Below are 24,637 nucleotides of genomic sequence, written 5' to 3'. Positions count from 1 at the left end.
GATTTATGTCAGCACAGCTTGAATCTCAATTAATGAATGAGGTGTGGTCGTGATGGTACGTAAAACTGTGGAACTCTCCGAAACGCAGAAAGGGATCTATTTCGATTGTCAAGTGAATGATCCTTCTTCGTATAACATCTCAGCTTCGATACAGATAGAAGGACTTCAGCTTGAAACCTTTCGCCGCTCCATTACAATGCTGATGTATGAACAAGTCGTGCTGCGCACGCATATTCAGATACATCAGGATCGACCTGTTCTATCCATCCAGGATGATATGGAATACGCACTGATCTTGCGGGATCTGCGCGATGTGCATCAGGATGAGAGGCACCAACAGATGAAGGCCTCCATAGAGGCGTTTATTCAATCTCCTTTTGTACTGGAGCAGGGCCCGCTATTTCGAATGATGCTGATACATATGGATGAGGACGAGCATATTCTCACCCTGTGTATACACCATTTAATCTGTGATGGATTGTCACTTGAACTTTTGAAAAACAAACTTTTCTATTGGTACAATTGCATGCTGAAGGACCTGCCGGTTGATGTAAAACAGGATGAGGGCTTCATCTCCTACATCGCTGCGGAGAATACAAAGCTGCAAGAGAACAAGTATAACCGGGAGCGTGATTTCTGGTTATCCAAAATGCAAGGAGCTGAGCCGCTGGCTCTGCCGCATGATTACCCCGCTGGCAGTTCACAAGCCGGAGTAGGGCATGAGCTTCGTTTTGACATACCTGAAGCGTTAATGTCGGATATCACCCAGATGTCCAGAGATCATGAGGTCACTGTATTTATGTTTTTCATGGGGGCCTTCAGTGTTCTCCTTAACAAATATGCAGGCAAACCGGATATCACCTTTGCGTCCCCGTATTCCCATCGTCCCGGCTTCGATCTGGAGGAGACGATTGGATGTTTTGTACATATGCTGCCGATGCGGTTCCAGATTGATGCTGAATCGTCGTTTCGATCTCTGCTTGAGCAGGTAACAGCGACCTGGATGGACACCTACAAACATATTGGATATCCCAATAACCTGATTGTGAGAGACAGCATGATGCAGGTACAGCCGGGTTCACCATCGGTGTTTGATGTTTCCTTTGTCTACGATTCGTATGAAGAGGATCTGCCGGGAACGAGGCTCGTGGAGCAGGATATGGTGACATTTCCGGGTGATCTGATGGTTATCCTGAATAGTACCTCCAAGGGCACACAATTGAAATTGCAATATAAACCGAGCTTGTTCCGTGCTGAGTCCATGGAGCGCATGGGACAGCGTTTCCTGCACCTGATGCAGCAGATCGTAACCACACCGGAGCAGCGCATTGGCGAGTACAGTCTTCTGATGCAGGACGAGCAGGAGCAATTGCTGCAGCAGTTCAACCAAACTTCGTATTTCCCTTATACCCCGCAGCACATCATAGATATTTTTCACACCAAAGTGGCGCACTACCCTGAGCGAATTGCATTGCTCGAACAACAGAAGAAACATACCTATGCAGAGGTAAATGCAAAGGCCAATCAACTGGCAAGACAGATTGTTGCAAGAAAAAGAACCGAAAATGAGGCAGTCGCCGTACAAATGCTGCGTTCTTCCGAGATGGTTATCGCTTTGCTTGCTGTGTTGAAAGCGGGCTGTGCGTTTGTTCCTCTGGACCCGGCCTATCCGGTATCCAGAAAAGCCTATATTTTATCGGATGCGGATATCTCCATCGTCATTGCCCGGCGGCATGAGGTAGAGGACGAATCGCTTGCCGCTCACTACATCTACACCGAAGATGCAAACGTATTTACCGGAGACAGTACAAATCTCGAAGAAACGTTAAATCCTCACAGCCTTGCGTACATTATGTATACATCCGGGTCAACCGGCAAACCCAAAGGGGTCATGATCGAAAATCATAGCGTTGTAAATACGCTGCTGGATCTGGAACGTCGATTCCCGGTACAAGCCAATGACGTGTATATGCTCAAAACAGCCTATACCTTCGATGTGTCCTGTACGGAGTTGTTTGGCTGGTTTATGGGTGAGGGCACTTTAAGCATTCTGCCGCCAGAAGCGGAGAAGGACCCTTCCCGCATATTATCTGTTATAGCTGAGCATCAGGTAACCCACATCAATTTTGTACCGACCTTATTCCGTCTTTTTCTCGAAACAATGGAGCTTCGCCACGATCTTTCGGAATTGGATACACTGAAGTGGATTTTCGTGGGCGGAGAGGCGGTCACACCAGACATTCTTAACAAATTTGATCGTTTAAATATCCGTGCCAGTCTGGAAAATGTGTATGGCCCTACGGAATGTACGATCTGGGTCTCCCATTATCCGCTGAGCTCTTACCAGGGCACTGGCAATATTCCTATTGGTATGCCGCTTAATGAGTCAAGGTGGTATGTCGTCGGAGAACAGGACAAGCTGCAGCCCCTGGGTATTCCGGGTGAATTGTGTCTGAGCGGTGTAGGTCTTGCGCGAGGATATTTGAATCTGGAACAGATGACCCGGGAGAAATTTGTGCCTAATCCTTTTTATGACGACAAGAAGGACCCGGACTATTTCAAAACGATGTATCGCACAGGGGATATGGTTCGCTCCCTGCCAAGCGGAACGATTGAATATTTGGGGCGCATTGATTTCCAGGTGAAAATTCAGGGGGCCAGACTGGAGACCGGGGAGATTGAAAATACCCTTTCTACCTATCCCGGAATCATTCAGACGGTCGTTGTTATGAAATCATCAGAGGGTCGGTCCGGCTCACTTTACGCATATTATCTGTCCGAACAGGAATGGCCTGTGAATGATTTGAGAGAGCATCTGTCGCAATCACTTCCTGCGTATATGATCCCATCTGTATTTGTACATAAAACCGAATTTCCGTTGAATAGCAGCGGCAAAACGGACCGGAATGCCCTGATCGCTGACACAACACACACACATACCTCCAGCACAGCTTACGTTGCGCCTGCTACAGAACTGGAGCTGGAAATTGCTGCCGTATGGGCTGAGGTGTTGGGTGTGGAGAGGGTCGGAAGAGACGACCATTTTTTTGAATTGGGTGGAAATTCATTTTCCGTTATTCAGGCACATAATCGCTTGAAACATCGCACTGCTATGGACTTTCCTGTTCCCCGCTTCTTCGAGCATCCTATACTGCGGCAGTTCGCAGCTCTGCAGCAGAACCGGGAAGCCGCGCCGTCACCTGACTCGCGTGAGGAACGTTTTCAACGAAAAGGCGGTATTCTGCGTGAGGATATTGCCATTGTAGGCATAGCAGTGAACGTGCCGGGAGCGGAGGATATTCGTGAATTCTGGCGGAATCTGGTGGCTGGTCAGGAGAGTATTCATTTTTACAGTGATGAAGAGCTGAGAGCTCTTGGTGTAGACGAAGCGCTGCTGCGTTCGCCGCGGTATGTGAAGGCTAAGGGACGGGTGAATGGCATTGAGCAATTCGATGCAGGTTTCTTCGACTATACACCTGGTGAAGCCAGGCTGATGTCTCCCCAGTTTCGATTGATGTATCAGGGAATCTGGGAAGCGCTTGAGGACGCGGGCTGCAAACCCGATGAAGCAGGAAAAGTGGGTGTGTTCCTTGGTGGATCGGACGATTTCGAATGGTATCGTCAAGTGCTGTTCAATGATGCGGGATACAGCAGCAAATACGAGGCGTTCACACTGAGCACCAATCATTTCCTGGCTACACGTATGGCTTATAAGCTGAACTTTAAAGGACCTGCATATACCGCTCTGACAGGATGCTCAACCTCCCTCGTGACTCCGCATCTGGCCTGTCAATCCTTGATGGTTGGTGAATGCGATGTCGCTGTAGCGGGGGGAATCACCGTCGAGCTGCCGAATGAAGGCGGGTATGTATACGAGGACGGCATGATGTTTGCCTCGGATGGTCATTGTCGACCATTTGATGCTGCGGCGAGTGGTACGGTGTTCTCCAATGGAATGGGCATTGTGGTCCTGAAGCGGTTGACGGATGCTTTGCGAGATACAGACCATATTTACGGTGTCATTAAAGGTTCTGCCATTAACAATGACGGGCAGGACAAGCTCAGCTTCCTTGCTCCAAGCGTAAGCGGACAGGCCGAGGTCATTCAGGATGCGTATCAGGCTGCTGGCGTTGATCCTGAAACGGTCAGTTACATTGAAGCCCATGGCACAGGAACGCTGCTGGGTGACCCTATTGAGGTCGAATCTCTGACACGTGCGTTTGCCTCCGATCAGAAGCAGTTTTGTTATCTCGGCTCGGTGAAGGGCAATGTGGGACATATGGATACGGCTGCGGGTGTAGTCGGCCTGATTAAAGTAGCGCTTAGTCTTGATCACAATTATATTCCGGGTACGGCTAATTACGAGCAGCCGAATCCCAAGATTGATTTTGCAAGCACTCCCTTCAAAGTCAGCCCGGAAGGGGTGGAGTGGAATCGGAATAAAGCAGGTGTTCGCCGTGCAGGTATCAATTCATTTGGTGTGGGAGGCACGAATGCCCACATGGTGTTGGAGGAGGCTCCAGAGATGGAAAAGTGTAGTCCCGATGATGATGTGAATGTATTGCTTTTTTCAGCCAAAACAGAGTCTTCGCTGAACCGCACTGCTGAACGAATCGTGGAGCATCTGGTGCAGCATCCGCAGCAATCCGTTTCGGACGCAGCATGGACATTACAGGCAGGGCGCACTCATTTTCCGTATCGCAAGGCACTCATTCTGGATAAGAGCTGGAAGGATGATTCCGAGCAGTACATGCAGCAGCTGAAAAAGGCTAAAATTGTTCATTCGCCGCGTGTTCGGCGCCCTGTATATTTTATGTTCCCTGGGCAGGGCAGCCAGTATCAAGGGATGGGAGCCGGGTTGTATCAATCGGCAGAGCAAGCGGGTATAGCCCCACTGTTCCGCAGATATGTTCAGGAAATTCTGGATTTGCTTCCTGAGAACGAGCGCGAAGATATGATGGCCGTTGTTTATGGTGATCAGCAGCCTGAACGAATGAATCAGACTGAATACAGTCAATTTGCATTGTTTATGACCGGCTACGCTATGGCTAAATCTTTGCAGGAACTCGGTATTCAACCGGATGGCATGATTGGACACAGCATTGGTGAACTGACAGCGGCTGTGGTGGCAGGGGTATTCAACTTGCGGGACGCAGTCCAGATTGTAAGGCTGCGCGGACGGTTGATGCAGCAGCAGCAGCCAGGTGTCATGCTGGCCATTATGGAGGATTCACAGCTGGTGAAGTCTCAATTGGACGGGGATTTGTGGTTGGCTCTGGTCAATACGTCGGGCTCCAGTGTGGTTGGCGGGACGGCAGAGGCTATTGGTCGAATGGAAGAAAAGGCTGCAGCACTGGGTTGGAAATGCATTCGTGTGAAAACCTCACATGCGTTCCATACCCCGATGATGAATGATGCTGCGATTGAGTTTGAGCAGCGCCTGGCCGCTTATTCGCTTCATAGCCCGGACATTCCCCTGCTTTCGAATTCGAGCGGAACATGGGCGAATTCAAACGAAATTACAAGTCCGAATTATTGGGCAAAGCATATTTTACAACCTGTACTCTTTGAAGCGAATCTGAACGAGTTGTTAAAGGACGAACATGCCGTGTTCATCGAAGTGGGTGCAGGACGCACCTTGAGCTCTTTTGTGAGACAGCATATTCAGTCCAGGGATACACATATCGTATTGAATATGCTGCGTCATGTCAGAGAGAACGAACAGGACAGTCTGTATACCAGCCGCAGAATCGCCGAGTTATGGTGTGAGGGCATTGAACCGGATTGGAAGGTACTCAGAGGACAGACAGTACGTCGCAAATGCTCTTTGCCAACGTATCAATTCGATAAGCAGCATTATCCGATTAATCAATCATTGATTGGCGGTCCGCCCGTAGAAGCAAGTTATACCGGGCAGCGGACACAGCAAGCCAGTGAGCAGTACAGCAGCATTTCTTATTCCGCGGCGCAAGGTTATACAGGCAGCCTGGAAGCGATGAAGCAGGTGGTGCTTGAGGCGTATAAATCCATTTTTGGCATACCTGATCTGGAGGAGCAGGTTAATTTCTTTGCCGTTGGCGGTGACTCACTCAAAGCAGTCAGCTTGTCTGCGTCCATTCGGTCTGCCATCGGGATTCAGACAGAAGTAGCCGATGTGTTCAACCATGCAACACCGGCTCAACTGGCGGAACATCTATATGGCATGCTGGAGCCGCAAGCCCAGCAGCATATGATTCAGCCCGCAGCGGTTATGGATGCTTACCCGATCTCGTCTGCTCAGATGCGTATGTTCACCCAATCCATACTGGAGCCGGACAGCACAGCTTACAATTTGCCGTCAGCCACACTCATTGAGGGAGATCTCGATGTGGCCAAAGTGCAAGCCGTAATGGAGAAGCTGGTGCAATGTCACGAGGCGCTTAGAACAACATTCGAGATACGAGGCGACCAGGTTGTGCAGGTTGTTCACCCATCGGTTCCTATAGATTTTGCTTATGCCGAGCAGCATCTGTCCGATGAACAGGCGATGTCTTCATATATTCAGACCTTGATCCGTCCTTTTGCACTACACCAAGCCCCACTTATGCGGGTGAAGCTGATCAAAACAGGAGAGCGCAAGCATCTGTTGTTCTTTGATATTCATCATATTATCGCGGATGGCACTTCGGTTGAGCTGATAACGCGTGACTTTAACGCTTTGTATTTTGGCGAGGAACGTACAGTACGTTTACATTATAAAGATTATGCAGTATGGCAACAGCAGCGATTGGCCTCAGAGGTTTATCAGCCTCATCAGGCTTACTGGCTGGAACGTTTCGACACGGCACCGCCTGTACTGGAGCTTCCACTTGACTATGATCGTCCAACGCAGCGATCCATGAAGGGGGAACGTGTTCATTTCACATTGAGCCGCTCACTTACAGCGCGTCTGCATAAGCTGGCTTCCTCCAATGAAGTTTCGATGTATATGGTGATGCTGAGTGTATGGAATATGCTGCTTGCGAGCCGAACAGGTCAGCATGACATTGTTATAGGAACACCCGTAGCCGGAAGGCTGCAAGAGGAATGGAAGGAAACGGTCGGCATGTTTGTCAATATGATCCCGATGCGTAATTTTCCTGCCCCGAACCGGGTGTATAGCGCATTTTTACGCGAGCTTAAACAGCACACACTTGATGCGTTTGCCTATCAGGATTATCCCTTCAACGAACTGGTGACACAGCTTGGATTCAAACGCGAAATGAACCGGAACGCTATTTTCGATGTATGTTTTGATTATCAAAATATGGAGCTGCATGATCTGGAACTGCATGGTTTACAGTTCAGCTCCGTTCCAGTGGAGACGGGCACCTCAACCTATGACCTGCTATTGACATGTCAGGAGCTTAGGGAACAGCAGGTGATCGAAGGATATATCGAATATTCAACGGACTTGTTCCAAATGCAAACGATAGAGGATATGATCCAGCAATTTATCGGAATCTGTGAACAGATAGCGCAGCAGCCCGAGTTGCCGTTGAGCAGGTTTTATGATAAAGCGGAGAATCCTTCTGAAGATGGTCTAGGTCTTCACCGGCTGACGGGTCCCCTTCTGGAGTACGATCGTACACTAAGCCTGCATCGGTTGTTTGAGCAGCAGGCAAAACGTACACCTGACCAAATAGCTCTGTTGGTATCCTCCGGGAAGGCGCTAACCTATGCAGAGCTTAACGAGCGAGCTAATGCTTTAGCCCGAAAGCTGGTGGATCACGGGGTACGCAGGGACGAGCCTGTTGGTATCTTATGCAAACGGAATGAATCTCTGATTATTATGTTGATTGCAGTGCTCAAAGCAGGTGCGGCTTATGTGCCGCTTGATCCGTCATTTCCGTCACAGCGCATACTGAACATGATGGAGGATAGTTGCATGAAGCTGCTTTTGTGCACTTCTGATGAAGCGGACATATTGGGATATGAAGGAGCTCGCCTCGTTTATGAGCCTGCTGCTGCTGAACGTTCAACACTCAACCCGAATGTGGACGTGCTGTCATCAGACTTGTCTTGTGTCATCTTTACATCCGGCTCGACAGGCCGGCCTAAAGGGGCCATGATCCCTCATGAGGCGATTGTTAATTTTATAGAGGACATCAGACACCGAAAGATTTTTGCACATGAAACAGACCGTATGATCAGTGTCACCACGATTTCATTTGATATTTTTGGTTTTGAAGTGTGGGCTCCGCTATGTACAGGCTACTCGCTTTATCTGGCAGACGAGCAGGAGCAGCTTGATCCGGTACTTGCTGCACAGCGAATACGGGAACACGGCATTACACACATTCTCAGTACGGTATCACGTATCAAGGCGTTTGTGGAGAATACGGAGTTTGCCAAGATCCTTCCGCAGCTTCGCTGTGTACTCACCGGGGGAGAAAGTGTTCCTGCAGCGCTATTGGCGGATGTGAAAAAGAATTCCTCTGCCCGTCTCTTTAATATGTATGGACCTACAGAAACAACAATTTGGTCAACGACCAAAGAATTAATAGAACCTGATCTGATTACGATTGGCAAGCCAATCGCCAACACTGAGCTGTACATTTTAGATGATCAAGGTGAACTGCTGCCTCCAGGGAATTTCGGCGAGCTCTGCATTGCGGGTCTGGGGTTATCGCGCGGATACCTGAACAACATGGCCGAGACAAACGTCAAATTCATGGATTATGCGCCTGCTTTGGGAGGGCGAGTGTATCGAACGGGTGATCTGGCCCGCATCCTGCCGAGCGGAGAGGTCGAACTGGCCGGGCGTCTGGATCAGCAGGTGAAGATCAGAGGATATCGGATTGAACTGAACGAGATTGAACAGATGGCCCTGCGTTATGCAGGGGTGCGGGAAGCCGTTGTAAAGGCAGAGGGGGAGCAGCCTGAGCAGCTGCAAATCATTCTTTACTACAGTATGAAGCCGGACGTTAATGCGTCTGCCATGGGAGAGAAGGAGGCACAGCTGCGGGCGTGGCTAAAGCAAAGTTTGCCTCATTATATGATGCCATCCCGTCTGATCCGTCTGGAGAAGCTGCCGATTCTGCCGAATGGCAAATTGAATCGGAATGCCCTGCAAAGCTCTGACTATGTTCAAGCAGCAGTTCACATGTCAGATTCGTCTGTCACAGCTGTCACTGCCTCTCCAACCAGCCAAAAGCAGACTCGTGAAGAGCTGCAACACATGCTGATTGACGCATGGAAGGATATGCTGAAGCGGGATCATGTTGACGTACATGAGCATTTTTTTGATATTGGCGGCAACTCGCTGGGCCTTATTTTAATCAATAATCGGTTAAATGCGTATCTGGGGAAAAATATCCCGCTTGTGCAGCTGTTTGAGCACTCTTCTATTGCAGCTTTGGTAGATCACCTGATGCCTGAACAGAGATTGACTTCGATGGATATGGACAAGGCCGAAGAAGGTTTGGTGCAGGAGCAGAGCAGAATGGAAGAGCATGGGTTCGAGATGCAAGCAGACCCGGACATGAAAAATAGAAGCATTGCTGTTTCCTCAACGGATATTGCTGTGATCGGCATGGCCGGGCGTTTTCCGGGTTCAAGCAATATAGATGAGTTCTGGGATCATCTGATGGCAGGCGAGGAAGGCATTGTTCGCTTGACTGAAGAGGAACTTAGCGCGGCAGGTGTGAGGCCGGAAGAGTATACGCATTCTGATTATGTGCGGGCCAAAGGTGTGCTGCAGAATACGGAGTTTTTTGATTCCGAGTTTTTTGAATATCCGCATCAGGAATCCGATCTGATGGACCCGCAGATTCGACTGCTGCACCAATGCTCCTGGGAAGCGCTTGAGCACGCAGGCTGTGATCCGTATCGCTACTCAGGCTCTATCGGCTTATTTGCCGGAAGCGGATCAAGCTTGCCTTGGATGGTTCAATTTCTGGGGCGTTCAGGCGACCTTCTGCAAGCCTTTGAAGCGATGACGCTGAATGAGAAGGATTATATTACGACTCGTATATCCCATAAGCTGAATCTTAGAGGTCCGAGTATGGCTGTACAGACCGCATGCTCAACATCTCTCGTAGCGATTCACCAGGCGGCAGAGTCTCTGATCCGTGGGGAGTGTGATGTGGCGCTTGCAGGAGGTGTGTCCATCTCTTATCCGCTGCGAGAGGGTTATCACTGGCACGAGGGCATGATTTATTCCAAAGACGGGCATTGCAGACCGTTCGATGAACAGGCGTCAGGTACCGTTTCCGGGAACGGGTGCGGCATGGTTGTTCTGAAACCGCTTCGTGAAGCGCAGCGGGATGGTGATCAAATATTTGCAGTGATCAAAGGCTCGGCGATCAATAATGATGGTTTGCACAAAATCGGGTATACCGCGCCAAGTGTTTCCGGTCAGGTGAACGTAATCCAGACAGCGTTCGAACGCTCAGGCATATCTCCTGATGAGATCAGCTATGTGGAGGCACATGGGACCGGCACCAAGCTGGGAGATCCGATCGAGATTGAAGCACTTCGACAGTCTTGGGAGACGGAAAAGCAAAATTATTGCGCACTTGGCTCGGTCAAGGCGAATATAGGCCATCTTGATGCTGCGGCAGGCGTTGCCGGGTTTATCAAAACGGTTCTAACGCTGCATCATCGTACCGTTCCGCCGCAGATTCATATGGACAGAGCCAACCCGATGCTGGAGCTGGAGCGTAGTCCTTTTTATATCAACCGGGACCCGCAGCATTTCGAAAATAAGGAACAGGTGCTGCGTGCAGCCGTCAGCTCCTTTGGTATCGGTGGCACGAATGCCCATGTTGTATTAGAGCAGGCACCTCCATTGGAGGGTCAGGCTGTGTATCAGCCTTTGCTGCTGCTTCCTTTCTCGGCGAAGAGTGAAGCTGCTTTGGAACGGACCTACCATTCCGTTATACAGGCACTGGAGAAAATGCCAGAGCAGCTGTCCGATGCGGCATGGACGCTGCAGACGGGCAGAAGCAGGTTCAATCATCGCAAAACGCTTGTGGTGGCTGAGGGGGTTATCCCTTCTGGCGATGATCTGTATGAGGTTGAGGCACAGGGTAGCGTGGAGCAATCCAGAAGACAAGTAGTGTTTTACATCGGTGGGGATGCTGCCTGGGAGCCCCGCATGATTCGCGAAATGTATGCTTCAAGCTATCGCAGCCACATATCTGAACGATTCAACCAGCACTTCGATCGTATGCTGGACCTGTTTGAAGCGAAGGAGCAATATGCAATTCGTCAGAGCATAGGTCGGCCGATTCGTGAAGCACGCCTGGAACGCATGTATTGCTTTGTAGTTCAGCACGCTTTGTTCGCCACGCTCCTTCAGTCAGGAATACAACCAGATGTGATATACGGGCAAGGGATCGGTGAATTGGTGGGATTGGTTCTCGGTGATGCGCTTGAGCCGGTTCAAGCTGTGCGTCTGCTGTATAACTGGCATGAATGGTCATCCCAAGACGGAGCTTTGAGTGATGCATTACATGCGTCAAGAGGCAGCGGGACAGAACATGGTATGGAGAATTCTGTTGCTGAGCTGGCATCTCATGTTTTGCCGTTCATCAGGGCAGCGTCCAAGTTCCCGTTATTAACCCAAGAGGGTCTTCTATCTCTTCCCGAAAGCACACTCTGGATGATCACGTATCCGGCGCAGGAGGCAAAGCTTGAACAAGTGTGGAGGCCTGACTTGAAGGAAGCACAGGTTGTTTCGCTTACCGGAGATCGATCCAGTTTACTCGAGGCGGATATTTATTTTATGAAAACATTGGGACAATGCTGGTGCCTGGGCATGGAACTGGACTGGGAGCAAGTGAATGGACAAGGGTCTGGGCAAAAAGTGTCTCTACCGACTTATTCGTTTGATCCGATTGTCCATAAGCATGACGTTCCGCTGTATCTGCTTACAGGCACGCCCCAAACAGTGGATGCAACGGCATCATCAGCAGATTTGTCGCAGAATCACAAGGCCGGGGTTCGGTGGAGCAGCGATGAGATATACGAAGTAACCGCAAAGCTGTGGCAGGAACTGCTTGGTTGCGAGACTGTAGACTCTGAGGATGATTTCTTCCAGCTTGGAGGGCATTCCCTGAAGGCGATCTCTCTGGCATCCCGCATCAAGGATATGTTCGGTGTGTCGATGGGCCTGGACGATGTTTTTGAATACTCGGTGCTGGCTCGCATGGTGGAAAGGATTCATGAACAGCAATCTACAGGTGAAGAGCCGACAGGACGACCTATTATCCCAGCAGCCTTGAAAGACAGATACCAGACCACCTCGGCACAGAGACGAATGTTTGTTGTTCATGAGTGGTTGAAGGGGGAAAGCACTGCCTATAATCTCGCAAGCTCGTACAGGCTGCGAGGGGAGCTGGATACTGCTCGATTTATCGCGGTTATGGATGCTCTCGTACAGCGGCATGAGGCGTTCCGAACCCGATTCGAGATGGTGGAGGGTGAGCTGGTTCAGATCATCGAGGAACAGGTTGGCAGTGTTGTGGAATTGCTGGAGCTGGAAAAAGCAGAGCCAGAACAGCTGAGCGAGTGGATACAGCCTTTTGATCTGACCCGTGCACCGCTGGTTCGCGTAAAGCTTGCGCGTCTTGCAGAAGAGGAACATATTCTGTTCATCGACATGCACCATATCATCTCCGATCAGAGCTCGATTGCAATTCTGATGCAGGAATTTGCCCGCCTGTACAGAGGGGAATCCCTTGAGCCTTTAACACTTCAGTACAAGGATTATGCCGAATGGCTTGATTCATCGACATCTGAACGGCATGCTGCTGAAGATGTGGCGTTCTGGCTGCAGGAGTTTGGGGATGTACCTGCACCTGTTGAATTGCTTACGGATCACCCGAGACGTGCAGTGTTGTCCCATCAAGGAGAACGGATCAGCACTGAGCTTGAGGAATCGTTAAGTGCTCAGATCAACGAATTTTGTGCAAGACAGGCATTCACTCCATACATGCTTTTCATGGCCACATTGAATGTTCTGATCTGGAAATACACCAGACAAGAAGATCTGGTCATTGGTACAGCTGTAGCGGGAAGAGAGAAGCCAGAGCTTGAGAACGTCATGGGCATGTTTGTGAATATGCTGGCTATACGGTCTACAGTGGACAAGGATCAGCCTGTGGAGCTGTATTTGAACGAGGTTCGAAGCAAGCTGTTATCCTGCTATCAACATCAGCAATATCCGTATGAAGCACTTGTAGAGCAGCTTGGGTTGTTCGGTGACTTGAACCGTAATCCGCTGTTTGACATTGTGCTGAACTACATCAACATGGGCACAGATCATCCTGAAGCTGGAGGTCTGCATGTTGAACCCTGGATCGACGGCAAGGTAGATGCCAAGTTTGATCAGACATGGACAGTAGTTGAACATCAGCAGCAGTATACGATTGAACTGGAATATCGTTCTGAATTGTTCGATCTGTCTTCCATGGAACTCATGATGAAAAAATTTCAATATATTCTGAACCAGATTATCGCGGGAGATGCTGAACGGATTCGTCAAATCAAACTTACTGTGCCTGAAGAGCATGAATGGCTACTGTTCGGAGTAAATGCAAACCAGATGCCTTATCCACGGGAAGCAACGATTCCTGAACTGTTCGAGGAACAGGTTCGTTTACATGGTTACAAGACAGCACTGGTATGGGGAGATGAGGAATGGAGCTATGCCGATGTTCATGCTAATGTTCAAAGGCTCGTATCCACAATACTTGAACGTAAGGTGCAATCAGGCTCAAGTATCGCTTTGCTCCTGGACCGTGGACCGATCCAGATGATCAGCATCCTTGCTACACTAACAGCAGGTTGTCACTACGTACCGATTGATCCGGCTTCACCGTCAGCACGAGTGGAGTATATTTTACAGGATTGCAATGCGCCTTTGCTTTTGACTGAAGCAGCGTATGCTCCGGCATGGAGGTCTGTGGTTGCGAATGTGGTGGTGCCTGCTGAAGAACTGACAGCTGTCGTTACTGGGGAGCCTGAGGAGCAGTTCATACAGGTTCGTACGAAGGCGGTTGACCCGGCTTATATCATCTACACATCGGGATCAACCGGTATGCCCAAAGGCACAGTGATGAGTCATCGCAATGTTATCAAGGTCATGAAAAAAAGTAATTTTGTGACGGTAGTGCCTGAGGATCGGGTGTTACAGGTTTCCAATTATGCATTTGACGGGTCGATATTCGATATTTTTGCTTCATTAATAAATGGAGCTACTCTGGTACTCATTCCAAAAGACATCATTCTTGATATGGCTCGTCTGGCAGGTGTGATTCGTCAGCAGCAGATTTCTGTATTTTTTATCACCACCTCGTTGTTTAATATGCTGGTGGATTGGGATGTGGAGTGCCTGAAGAACGTTCGCCAGGTGATGTTTGGAGGGGAAGCCGCATCTGTAAGCCACGCGAACAAAGCTCTTGCATGTGTAGGGCCAGGCAAGCTGTTAAATGGATATGGTCCAACGGAAGCGACCTTCTTTGCCTCCTATCATTTGCTGGAGCAAACGGAGCCGTATACCGACTCGCTTCCTATAGGTTATCCGTTGTCCAATACAGCTCTGTATGTGCTGGATGAAGAATTGAATCCTGTACCTGTCAATGTGCCTGGCGAGTTATACATTAGCGGGGATGCGGTAGGCATCGGTTATCTGAATCGTGAAGAGCTTACACGTAAACATTTTGTAGAAGATCCTTTCCGTAAGGGAGAACGGATGTACCGTACAGGAGACATGGTCAAGCGTCGAATGGACGGCAGCCTGATGTTTATTGAACGCTCCGATTTTCAAGTCAAGATCAGAGGTTTCCGAATTGAGCTGTCAGAGATAAGTAATTGTCTTGAGCAGCAGCCAGGCGTCAAGGATGCCTTTGTGATGACCGCAACAGATGCTTCAGGCAGCTTATACGTTTCAGCGTTTTACACAACGGAAGCGAATACTGAACGAACAGTTGACGAAGTTCGTACAGAGCTGCACAAACGGTTGCCCGAATACATGGTCCCTGCACAGATTGTGCGCATGGATCATCTGCCTATCAACGCTAATGGCAAGGTGGATCGGAAGGCTCTATCTGACATGACGAAAGTGCATTCTACCCATGTTACAGCAGATTCTGCAAGCACGGATGCAGAACGAATTATCCTGAATGCGATGAGACAAATTTTGAATAATCCTCACTTGGGCGTAACAGATCATTTCTTCCAGCATGGGGGACATTCGCTTAAAGCGATTGCTTTAACTCAAATTTTGTCAAAAGAAGGAATTGCCATCAGCGTGAGCGAATTATTCCAATATCATACAGCCAGAGCGTTGGCACAATCATTATCAGCTATGGACGAATCATCCATGTTGGCTGAAGAAAGCCTGCACATTCAGTCTCCGATTACAATACCTCAAGATCTTACACTCCACGAGAAGCAACGGGACAGCCTGGTTTTACATGTCTTGAACAATTGTAGTCAGGTTTCAAGTTTTATGTCGGGTACAGCGGCCATAAGCCAATTCCCGATCTCTCCAATTCAGCAGGCACATGCCTGCACAACTTCACGAGCAAGCGGTTTTATCACTACATTGGAGGCGCCTTTACATGAATACGCTGTGAAAAGGCTGATCCTCGGGGTTATTGCCCGCCATCAGTTACTGCACAGTGTTCTATATAAGGAAGACGAAATGCTCTGCTGGCATCAGTGCGATCTGTCTCTTGCAGCAAATATGTTGTTGCAGCTGATTCCATATCTTGACGTTTGTCACTATGCTCCTGCTGCATTGCGACAACTGGAGCACAAGCTGGTTCAGGCAATATTACATCAGCCCTATGTACTGGAGGGCTTACCATGGAGGCTATGCATTCTGCGTACTTCAGCCACAGAGCATAAGCTGATTTGGGGCTTTGATCATCTTGCCTTTGACGGAATGAGTGCCGAGATCATCAAGCAGCAGCTTCAGTCAGATGTTATCCGTAATCAACAAACGACAGCAAGCGATATGAATCGTACATTCGAGCTGCGAAAGTATGAAGATTATGTGCTTGAGCTGTCTCAGGGGCCTGTTGGCATAAGCGAAGCCGATCTGGAAGAGCGGTTTGCCATTCAGACATGGAGCCATCATAACAGCAATGTAATGCATCAATTAAAGAGCAGTTCAGGACATGGCTCGCCTTCGGCGTTGACTGTCGAAATACCACTTACGGCTTCCACAGGCGAGCAATCGGAGCAGGTCTGGTGGACTCATTTTACAACTTTTGCGAACATCCTTACTTCGTGCCTGAATATAAGTCATCTGCCGATTGCTTTGGTGCATTATGGACGCGAGTATGGACAGAACTCCTATTACGATTACGTCGGAGAATTTCTGGATCTCATTCCACTTCTTGTGCATGATGATTTTTCCAAGGAGCATCTGATGCAGCATCTGGACTGGATTAAAAAGCATCGCCTTAATTTTATGGCACTCACTCATGATCCGGTCGTTGCATCCCAATATACGGGCATCCATAGACAGCTTCATGCAGCTTACACACAAACTCCGGAGGAGCCGCGACAGCTGATTCTGTTCAACTTCCAGGGCTTCATCTCCGGTGAGGAGGCCGTACCGGAATCCGAGCTGACGGGTGAGGAACATGCTGTGCAAGGACTGGCCAGTATGGAGTGGGTCATGCATTACGATGAAAAAGCCGTTTATGTACACTTGACTTGTCATACAGGATTGGACATCGAACGGTTGAAACAACAGATTGAGGAACAGATTGGCAGTGGCGTGATAGTGAAAGTTCATAATGAGGCAATGGAGGTGCAGCATGTCCAGTAGATCCATACAACGAGGGCCAGAGTTGATTGTGCCGGAGCATTATGCAACAGTTGCTGAACTTCTCATGTATATCGCTGATACACATCCGGAGAAGGGCATCACGTATATCAGTTCATCAGGTGAAGAGCAGTTTGAATCGTATCCTGAGCTATTGAGACAAGGGCGTTTGTATTTGCAGGGCCTGCTTGAGAGCGGGATATGCAAAGGGCAAGTTGTTATTTTGGAAATTGATCATTCACAGCAGTTTTATCGCACATTTTGGGCTTGCATGCTGGGCGGCATTATTGTCGCCCCTGTCAGTCCTCCTGCCTCCTGGGAACCTGGCTCGGCGGGTCTGGAGAAATTCACGAAAATATGGGAAGTGCTCGATCGGCCGGCCGTCATCGTAGAAGAAGTCTTTTTACCTAAATATACACAGTTGACACAGAGCGCCATATTCCATGGATTGAGATGTATTAGTGTCGGCGAGCTGCAAAAGAGTAAAACCCTTGCTGAAATCAACCTGACATCTCCTGAAGACATTGTATTTCTGCAGTTCTCATCAGGCAGTACGGGAATTCCCAAAGGGGTGCAGTTAACCAACTACAACATTATCGCTAACAGCATTGCCTGCAAGACTTTCCTTGGTGCTGAAGAAGGGGACAATGTGTTCACCTGGCTGCCGCATACTCACGATATGGGAATGTTCGGGCAACATCTAACAACGGTGATAAGTGGTGCAAACCTGATGGTGATGTCTCCATATACATTCGTACGATCACCGTATTTATTCTTGCGCAAAATTACGGAGCACCAGGGGAAATGGTTTTGCTGCACCAACTTTGGCTTTGAATGGATGGTTCAGAAGATCCCGGATTCCAAACTGGCCAGCCTTGACTTGTCCTCACTACGCATGACCTTGAACGGGGCTGAGCCGATCTCGACCAGAGTTATTGAACGCTTTGCCCAAAAATTCAGCTCCTGCGGTTATCGCGCTGAGATGATGTTTCCCGCATACGGCATGGCCGAGGCCACTGTAGGTGTATGTACCTCGCGACTGGGAGAAGAGCCGCGAATAGAGCGGTTGTCTCGCCAAGAGCTTGTGCAGCATGGGAGAGCTGTTGCAGTTGATGCTGCTGATCATGACCCGGCAGATATGATTGAATTTGTGCATGAAGGTTATCCCATGACTGGAATCCAGATTCGGATAGCGAGTGAGCAGGGAGAGGTTGTAGATGAGCGGGTTGTAGGTGAAATCCAGATTCGCGGTGAATCGGTAACTTCCGGGTATTACAATCTGCCTGAGGTCAACCGGGAGCTGTTCGTGGACGGATGGCTCAGGACAGGAGATCTTGGTTTTATGGCAGATGGTTCGCTGGTGGTGAGCGGACGAATTAAGGATATCGTTTTTATCCGTGGTCAGAATCATTATGCACATGATCTGGAAGAGATTTTATATGGCAACAGTAGTATTCCAAGAGGAAATCTGACGGTGGTAGGACATTTTAACAGCGTGACACAAACCGAGGAACTGCTTGTATTTGTGAAATACAAATCGACCACTCCGCAGTTTCTGGACATACGCCAGGACCTGATGAATCGAATGAGAGCTGGTCTTGGAATTGAGATCACACATGTGCTTCCCATTAAGGTTATCCCTAAAACGACAAGTGGCAAGGTGCAGCGATTTATGCTGAGAAACGAATATGAGAATGGTGCATTTAATCCGGATATTGAAGCGATTGAAGCGATGATTCAGCAAAACAAACCGCAGGCCACTCCCGAGATTGTTCACTCTGTATCTTTGGAGCAAACGGTACGAAGCGCTTGGGCAGAAGTCCTGCAATTGCCAATCGAGAAGGTTGCAATGGATACCCCGTTTCTTGCTCTGGGAGGGAACTCGATTGTTGCCTATCAATTACTAGACAAATTGTCTACGCATATGGGCCGTGAATTGGGACAAGAAGTCCTCGTTTTTGGCAGAACGGTACAGGAAATGGTGGAGTATCTTCAGGAGCTTCCTGAAGATCACAAGCCGCTCGAAAAGACACTGCATGCAGATAATCAGTTGAATGTGCACCGGGCTATTGCAATAACGGGATTGTCATTAAGGTTGCCTGATTCAGATACACAAGAGCAATTCTGGAGCAATCTCGTTGAAGGCCTGGACAGCGTGGATCGGGTCAGTCTGGAACGCGCCGCACGCTCCAGGCGTCCGGATTGGGATGACTGGATCGGTGAATTAAAACATCCGGACACCTTTGATCACGAGTTCTTTGAGATTCCAGCAGAACAAGCAGCATTTATGGACCCACAGCATCGCAAGCTGCTTGAGGTTGCTTACGAAGCGCTTGAGGATGCAGGCATGATTCTGGATCAGGAGCATAAGCGTGATGTTGGCGTTTATGTGGGCATGAACCCGAGCTCGTACTTTGATCTGGTTGTAGATTATATGAATCGCAGTGAAGGGTTCGAGGTTCACTCTCATGCGATGGTTGGCAACATGTCTAATATCGCTGCTGCTTCTATTTCACATTTATATAACTTCACTGGTCCTGCACTGGCGATTGATACGGCCTGTTCTTCATTTCTGGTGGCGTTGACGCAGGCAATTGCAGCCATTCAGGACAAACGCATCTCTGGTGCAGTGGTAGGCGGAGCAAGCATTCTCGCTACACCTTATGTACATCAGCTGTCGCGTAATGCAGGAATCTGTTCTTCTACACAGCATACGAAGGTGTTTGACCAGGAGGCCGACGGTTCGGTCATCGGTGAGGGTGCAGTCGTTGTATACCTGGAGCCGCTGACAGAGGCAGTTCGAGCTAATAAACACATCTATGGTGTGATTCGAGGGGCAGCCGTGAATAACGACGGATATTCATTGGGAATTATGGCGCCGAATCCACAGGGACAATATGAAGTGCTGCGTGCAGCATACCGCGATGCCAACCTGAATCCGCAGGAGATTTCTTATATAGAAGCACATGGATCAGGAACCAGAATCGGAGATCCCATCGAGGTGAATGCGCTACTCCGCTTGTTTCAGGAAAAGGGATACGGTAATGATACCTCCATTGGTCTTGGCTCAGTCAAAACCAATATCGGACATCTATTTGCAGCCTCCAGTGGAGCGAGCCTGGCGAAGGTATTGCTTAGTATGCAGCACAAGGAACTTGTTCCGAGTCTACATATGGATCATCCTAATCCAGCGCTTCGTCTGGAGCAGTCTCCCTTCTATATCGTTAATGAGCACAGGAAGTGGGAGGTGCCTGAAGGAAAAACGCGTAAAGCGGGGATCAGTTCGTTCGGCCTTGGCGGTACCAATGCCCATATTGTGGTGGAGGAATGGAAGACGCCGGCGCTTCGGGAGAATGATTCGGCACGGGAGCATCTGCTAACCTTCTCTGCAAAGACAGAACAGGCATTGCATAAGCTCATTCATAACACCAGACAGCATATGCAGCAGCATACGGACCTGCGTACGGCAGACCTTTGTTTTACAAGGAACCGGTATAGAAAACATTACCGTTACCGGGCCGCCATAACCGTAAGCAGCAACGGGGAATGGAACATGAGCAGCATGCAGTCGGGCTTTAAAGCCAAAACCCGTGCCGCACGTATCAATATCGTTGTAGGCGGGAATCAGCTTCAGCCCGCGGAGCAACGGGAATGGATGAGTTTGCTGGAAACACTCGTACGTCTTGTACCTTCCATTCAGGACATTCGAGGTGTTGAAGGTGAAGAACAGTTGCTGGCACAGTTCAAACGGCAACAAGCTGCTGACTCCACGGCGAAGTCGGACAAGCGATCAACATTGGTACGCAAAATGCTTTCGGGGGGCGTTCAAGACATGTCCAGCCCGATGCCAAGTTCAGACCTCGTTATAATGCTGGCTACCGATGAAGGCTTCATACCAGCGGGAAGCACGGGCAAGGAAAAGATGATTTACCTGTCTGCGGGTACACCGCTTGTTATGGAACAACAACTTGCATTGCTGCTGGCACAGCTCTACGTACACGGAGCTTCTCTGGATTGGGAACAGCTGCACCCGGATGGATCTGGTCAGATGATTCATCTGCCAGCGCATCCTTTCGAGCCGCACATACACTGGGTTGATGTGAATCAGGGAACGGAGGTCTTGATATGACAAGAGAAGAGATTGAAGGGTTTATGAAAAGCCAAATTGCAGCTGCGTTAAACCAGGAGCCGGAGGATATTGATGAAGAAACGAATTTTCTGAAAATCGGGATTTCTTCGGTTCAGGCACTCAAAATCATCAATCGTACACGCAAACATCTGCAGGTGGATATCAGTCCTGTTGCCTTGTTTGAGTACAAAACGATTACCGAGTTTGCCTCTTATCTCCATGAATCACTGCTTCAAGGGGAGGCCGTTGAATGATCGAGCTGGATGTGACGCAGGAGCAAGAGATTATTCATGAAGCCGAGCTGTTCGCTGCACAAGAGATCAGGCCATATGTCCGGCAGATTCAGGAGCAGCAATCCATTCCCCGTTCACTCATCACGGCTATGGCTGAAAAGGGCTACTTGGCTGCTCCCATCCCGCGTGAATATGGCGGCTTGGGGCTTGGTGCCAAAGCCTACGGAATGTTGACGGAAGTGTTCGGTAAGGCACTTCCTGCTGTTCGCAGTTTGCTGACGGTCCATACTTCGCTGGTAAGTGAGACGCTCGTGCGGTTTGGATCGCCTGAACAAAAATCGGCCTGGCTGCCCAAGCTGGTCAGTGGAGAATGGATCGGCGCCTTTGGTCTGACAGAGCCAGAAGTCGGGTCAGATGCCAAAAGTGTGAAGACCACATGGCGAGAAGAAGCAGATAGTTACGTGCTGAATGGAAAGAAAAAGTGGATTACATTCGGGCATGTGGCAGATGTCTTCATCATTATTGCCTCTCAGGAAGGGCGTAGTACAGCCTTCTGGGTTGAGCGCCAGTTTGAGGGGGTTCAGACTGAGGCCATTGAAGGCGTCATGGTTGGCGGCGAGACGGGACTCGCTGAAATTGACCTTCATGAGGTTCGTGTGCCGAAAAGCCATCTGATCGGGCGCGTTCATGAAGGCTTCGAATACATCGTAAGCGGTGCGCTGGATCAGGGTAGATACAGCATTGCCTGGGCAGGATTGGCTATAGCGCAGGAGGCTCTTGATGCGATGGTGACCTATTCACGGAAGCGGAAGCAGTTTGATCAGAAGCTGAGTCATTTCCAGCTGATTCGCGGCATGATCGGTGATGCGGTTACGAAAGTGCATGCAGCCAGAGCACTATGTCTGCGGGCTGCGGAGCTCAGGGAAGCGAAGGACCCGCAAGCTATTATGGAAACAACGATCGCCAAATATTTCACCTCTAAAGTAGCCGTTGAAGTAGCAAATGATGCGCTTCAGGTTCATGGAGCGAATGGAATTAGCAGTGATTATGCGGTGTCCAGATTGTATAAGGAGGCCAAAATACTGGAGATTATTGAAGGCTCCTCTCAGATGCAGCAGGAGATGATCTCACACTACGGACTGAAGGCCTATTACAAACGTGGTGGCGCAGTATGACACTCTGTGCGTTGTTTCCGGGTCAGGGAAGCCAGTACATCGGGATGTGCGGTGATCTCTTGAATACAGAACCGGAGTCCAGGCGGATTTTTGCTGAGGCGAGTGAGACGCTGGGGTTTGATCTGAGAGCACTGGTACTGGCCGGCTCTCTTGAGCAGTTAACGCAATCAGAATATGCTCAGCCTGCTGTGCTTGCTGCAAGTTACACGCTGTTTGAATCCTTCACCCGTCGGTCAGGGATTTTGCCGGATTACGCGATCGGTCACAGTCTGGGCGAGATTGCTGCTTTGGTCGCCGCAGGTGCATTGAAGTTTGCCGATGGTATTCGTTTTACAGCTGCCCGCGGGGCATTAATGCATCGTGCGGTACGAGAGCAGAGGGGCAGAGCAGGCATTGTCGTTGATATAGGGCAGAAAGCTCTCGAACATATCGTTGCAAGTATTCGTGATCTCCATTATGTGTCCATCTCCGGATATAACTCACCAAACCAGTTTGTCGTAGCGGGTGAGGCACAGGGCCTGCGTTTGCTGGACGACAAGGTGGATCAGGCTGGAGGGGAATTTATTCCTTTCCGCATGATGCCTATGAAGGCAGATGCACCCTACCATAGCGAACTGATGCATTTTATTCAGCCTGAGATAGAAGAGATTGTATCGTGGCTTTCTTTCTCTGCACCTGAATTCGCCATATGCTCTACAGTGCATGGAGAACTCATTCACCAAGCAGAGGATATTCCAAAGCTGCTAACAGCCCAGCTGCTGCAGCCGATCCGTTGGATTCAGGCATTGGCTCAAGTTCAATTGAGAGGCGCCACCGTATGGATGGATGTCGGACCAGGCCAGAGTGTTAAAAATATGCTTGGCGAGTACGATAACTTGATGAATGTTTACTCACTGGATGATCCGCAGGAGCAATCAAGGCTGCTGGAACGTTGCAAGGCAGAGTTTCAACCATTTGGAGGAGGTGGAGCCCGATGATTACAGAGATGATGGAGTATAACCAGCGGGTAAAGCAGCGGCTTCCCGGCGGCGTGCATTACAATTTTCATCTTCCGTGGGAAGAGACGCCGCTGCACTTCACCCGCGCTGCCGGGAGCAGAGTGACGGATATGAACGGCCGCGAGTATCTGGACCTGTATGCCCGCTTCGGTGCGCTTATTGTAGGTCACGGTAACGAGGAATATAACGACAGTCTCAAGGAGACGATTGATCGTGTTCTTTCGGTCAGCCATTGTGATCTGGATGCGGAGGCGCTGGAATTGATCCACCAATATGTGCCTTCAGCAGAGATGATTCGATTCGGGCTGTCGGGTACGGAGATTGTACAGAATGCATTACGTCTTGCTCGAGCTTGGACAGGCAAAAATCGTTTTGTCCGTTTTGAAGGCCACTATCATGGCAACTCGGACAACATAATGGGGGGCAAGACACCTCGTACAGGCTTGCCTGTACCTTCCGACTATCCAGGCGACATGAAAGGGACGAAAGGAAGGGCCAGAGATGTGATGGAATCCCAATCTTATCTCCTGCCCTGGAATGATGCCGCCCGTCTGGAGCAGCTGTTTGTTGAGCACGGGCATGACATTGCGGCTGTAATTATGGAGCCGGTCTGTGTGAATGGCGGAGGGGTCATGCCAGCTCCCGGTTACCTGCAGCTTGTTCGAAAATTGTGTGATGATCACCAGGTTGTCCTCATTTTTGATGAAATCATTACGGGTTTTCGCATGGGACTTGGCGGCGCCCAGCAGCTCTTCGGCGTCACACCTGACTTGACCACACTCGGAAAAGCTATTGCTGGCGGCGGCGTTCCTGTCTCTGCGCTGGTTGGACGGGCGGATATCATGAAGCTTCTAGTGGACAAAAAAGTCATTCATGCGGGAACGTTTAACGGTTATCCGTTAGGCACAGCCGCGGTAAAGGCAACGCTGGAAATGCTGGGCCGCAATGGAGGAGAAGCGATGAATCGTATGAATCGTCATGCCGAGATGATTCATGACATTTTCAAGCAAGAGGCGGCAAAGGCAGGTTTGCCACTTGTTGTACAAGGTCCGCCGGGATGTGCTTCGTACCATTGCTGTACAGAGCCGCTGCTGGATACGGCCGATTACACGTTTGAATTGATGTCCTTTGACATTTTGTTAAATAACAAGCTTGCCGAGCACGGAATTCTGGTATCTACGCTATCTCGTATGTATCCCAATATTATGCTGGACATGGAGGATGTGGCCTGGTTCAGCGAGCGTGTGCCTGTGGCGATTGCCGAGATGAAAGAGATCTATGACGAGCTTGTCTAA

General features: G+C 49.5%; 6 protein-coding genes. All 6 read left to right on the top strand.

Features of this window, described 5'->3' with window-relative positions; genetic code table 11:
• Nucleotides 1-52: 52 nt before the first annotated feature.
• From IEW26_RS03905 to IEW26_RS03880, 6 genes are read left to right on the top strand one after another with little or no spacing between them, the layout of a single operon-like run.
• Nucleotides 53-16,810, top strand: a complete 16,758-nt coding sequence (locus IEW26_RS03905) for a non-ribosomal peptide synthetase/type I polyketide synthase (protein WP_229729689.1) — start codon at nucleotides 53-55, stop codon at nucleotides 16,808-16,810.
• Entirely contained in the window at nucleotides 16,800-20,936 is a 4,137-nt protein-coding gene (locus IEW26_RS03900) for a beta-ketoacyl synthase N-terminal-like domain-containing protein (protein WP_188591292.1), read from the top strand. The genes IEW26_RS03905 and IEW26_RS03900 overlap by 11 nt, the downstream gene beginning before the upstream one ends.
• Nucleotides 20,933-21,190 carry an acyl carrier protein gene (locus tag IEW26_RS03895; protein ID WP_111268285.1) on the top strand — a complete coding sequence of 86 codons (258 nt, stop codon included), beginning with the start codon at nucleotides 20,933-20,935 and terminating at the stop codon, nucleotides 21,188-21,190. The genes IEW26_RS03900 and IEW26_RS03895 overlap by 4 nt, the downstream gene beginning before the upstream one ends.
• On the top strand, nucleotides 21,187-22,344 hold the full coding sequence (locus tag IEW26_RS03890; protein ID WP_188591291.1) for an acyl-CoA dehydrogenase family protein: 1,158 nt from the start codon (nucleotides 21,187-21,189) through the stop codon (nucleotides 22,342-22,344). Before IEW26_RS03895 ends, IEW26_RS03890 begins: the two co-directional genes overlap by 4 nt.
• On the top strand, nucleotides 22,341-23,321 hold the full coding sequence (locus tag IEW26_RS03885) for an ACP S-malonyltransferase (RefSeq protein ID WP_188591290.1): 981 nt from the start codon (nucleotides 22,341-22,343) through the stop codon (nucleotides 23,319-23,321). Before IEW26_RS03890 ends, IEW26_RS03885 begins: the two co-directional genes overlap by 4 nt.
• The gene (locus IEW26_RS03880; RefSeq protein ID WP_111268282.1) at nucleotides 23,318-24,637 is read left to right on the top strand and encodes an aspartate aminotransferase family protein; all 1,320 of its coding nucleotides are present in this window, start codon (nucleotides 23,318-23,320) and stop codon (nucleotides 24,635-24,637) included. Before IEW26_RS03885 ends, IEW26_RS03880 begins: the two co-directional genes overlap by 4 nt.

The organism is Paenibacillus silvae (assembly GCF_014639235.1).
Lineage (GTDB): Bacteria > Bacillota > Bacilli > Paenibacillales > Paenibacillaceae > Paenibacillus > Paenibacillus silvae.
The sequence above is the reverse complement of the archived record's forward strand: the minus strand, read 5'-3'. Positions and strand labels throughout refer to the sequence as shown.

Bases quoted from the DNA above. Each gene is read 5' to 3' on its own strand.
- IEW26_RS03905 (WP_229729689.1), top strand. From the start codon at position 53: ATGGTACGTAAAACTGTGGAACTCTCCGAAACGCAGAAAGGGATCTAT.
- IEW26_RS03900 (WP_188591292.1), top strand. From the start codon at position 16,800: ATGTCCAGTAGATCCATACAACGAGGGCCAGAGTTGATTGTGCCGGAG.
- IEW26_RS03895 (WP_111268285.1), top strand. From the start codon at position 20,933: ATGACAAGAGAAGAGATTGAAGGGTTTATGAAAAGCCAAATTGCAGCT.
- IEW26_RS03890 (WP_188591291.1), top strand. From the start codon at position 21,187: ATGATCGAGCTGGATGTGACGCAGGAGCAAGAGATTATTCATGAAGCC.
- IEW26_RS03885 (WP_188591290.1), top strand. From the start codon at position 22,341: ATGACACTCTGTGCGTTGTTTCCGGGTCAGGGAAGCCAGTACATCGGG.
- IEW26_RS03880 (WP_111268282.1), top strand. From the start codon at position 23,318: ATGATTACAGAGATGATGGAGTATAACCAGCGGGTAAAGCAGCGGCTT.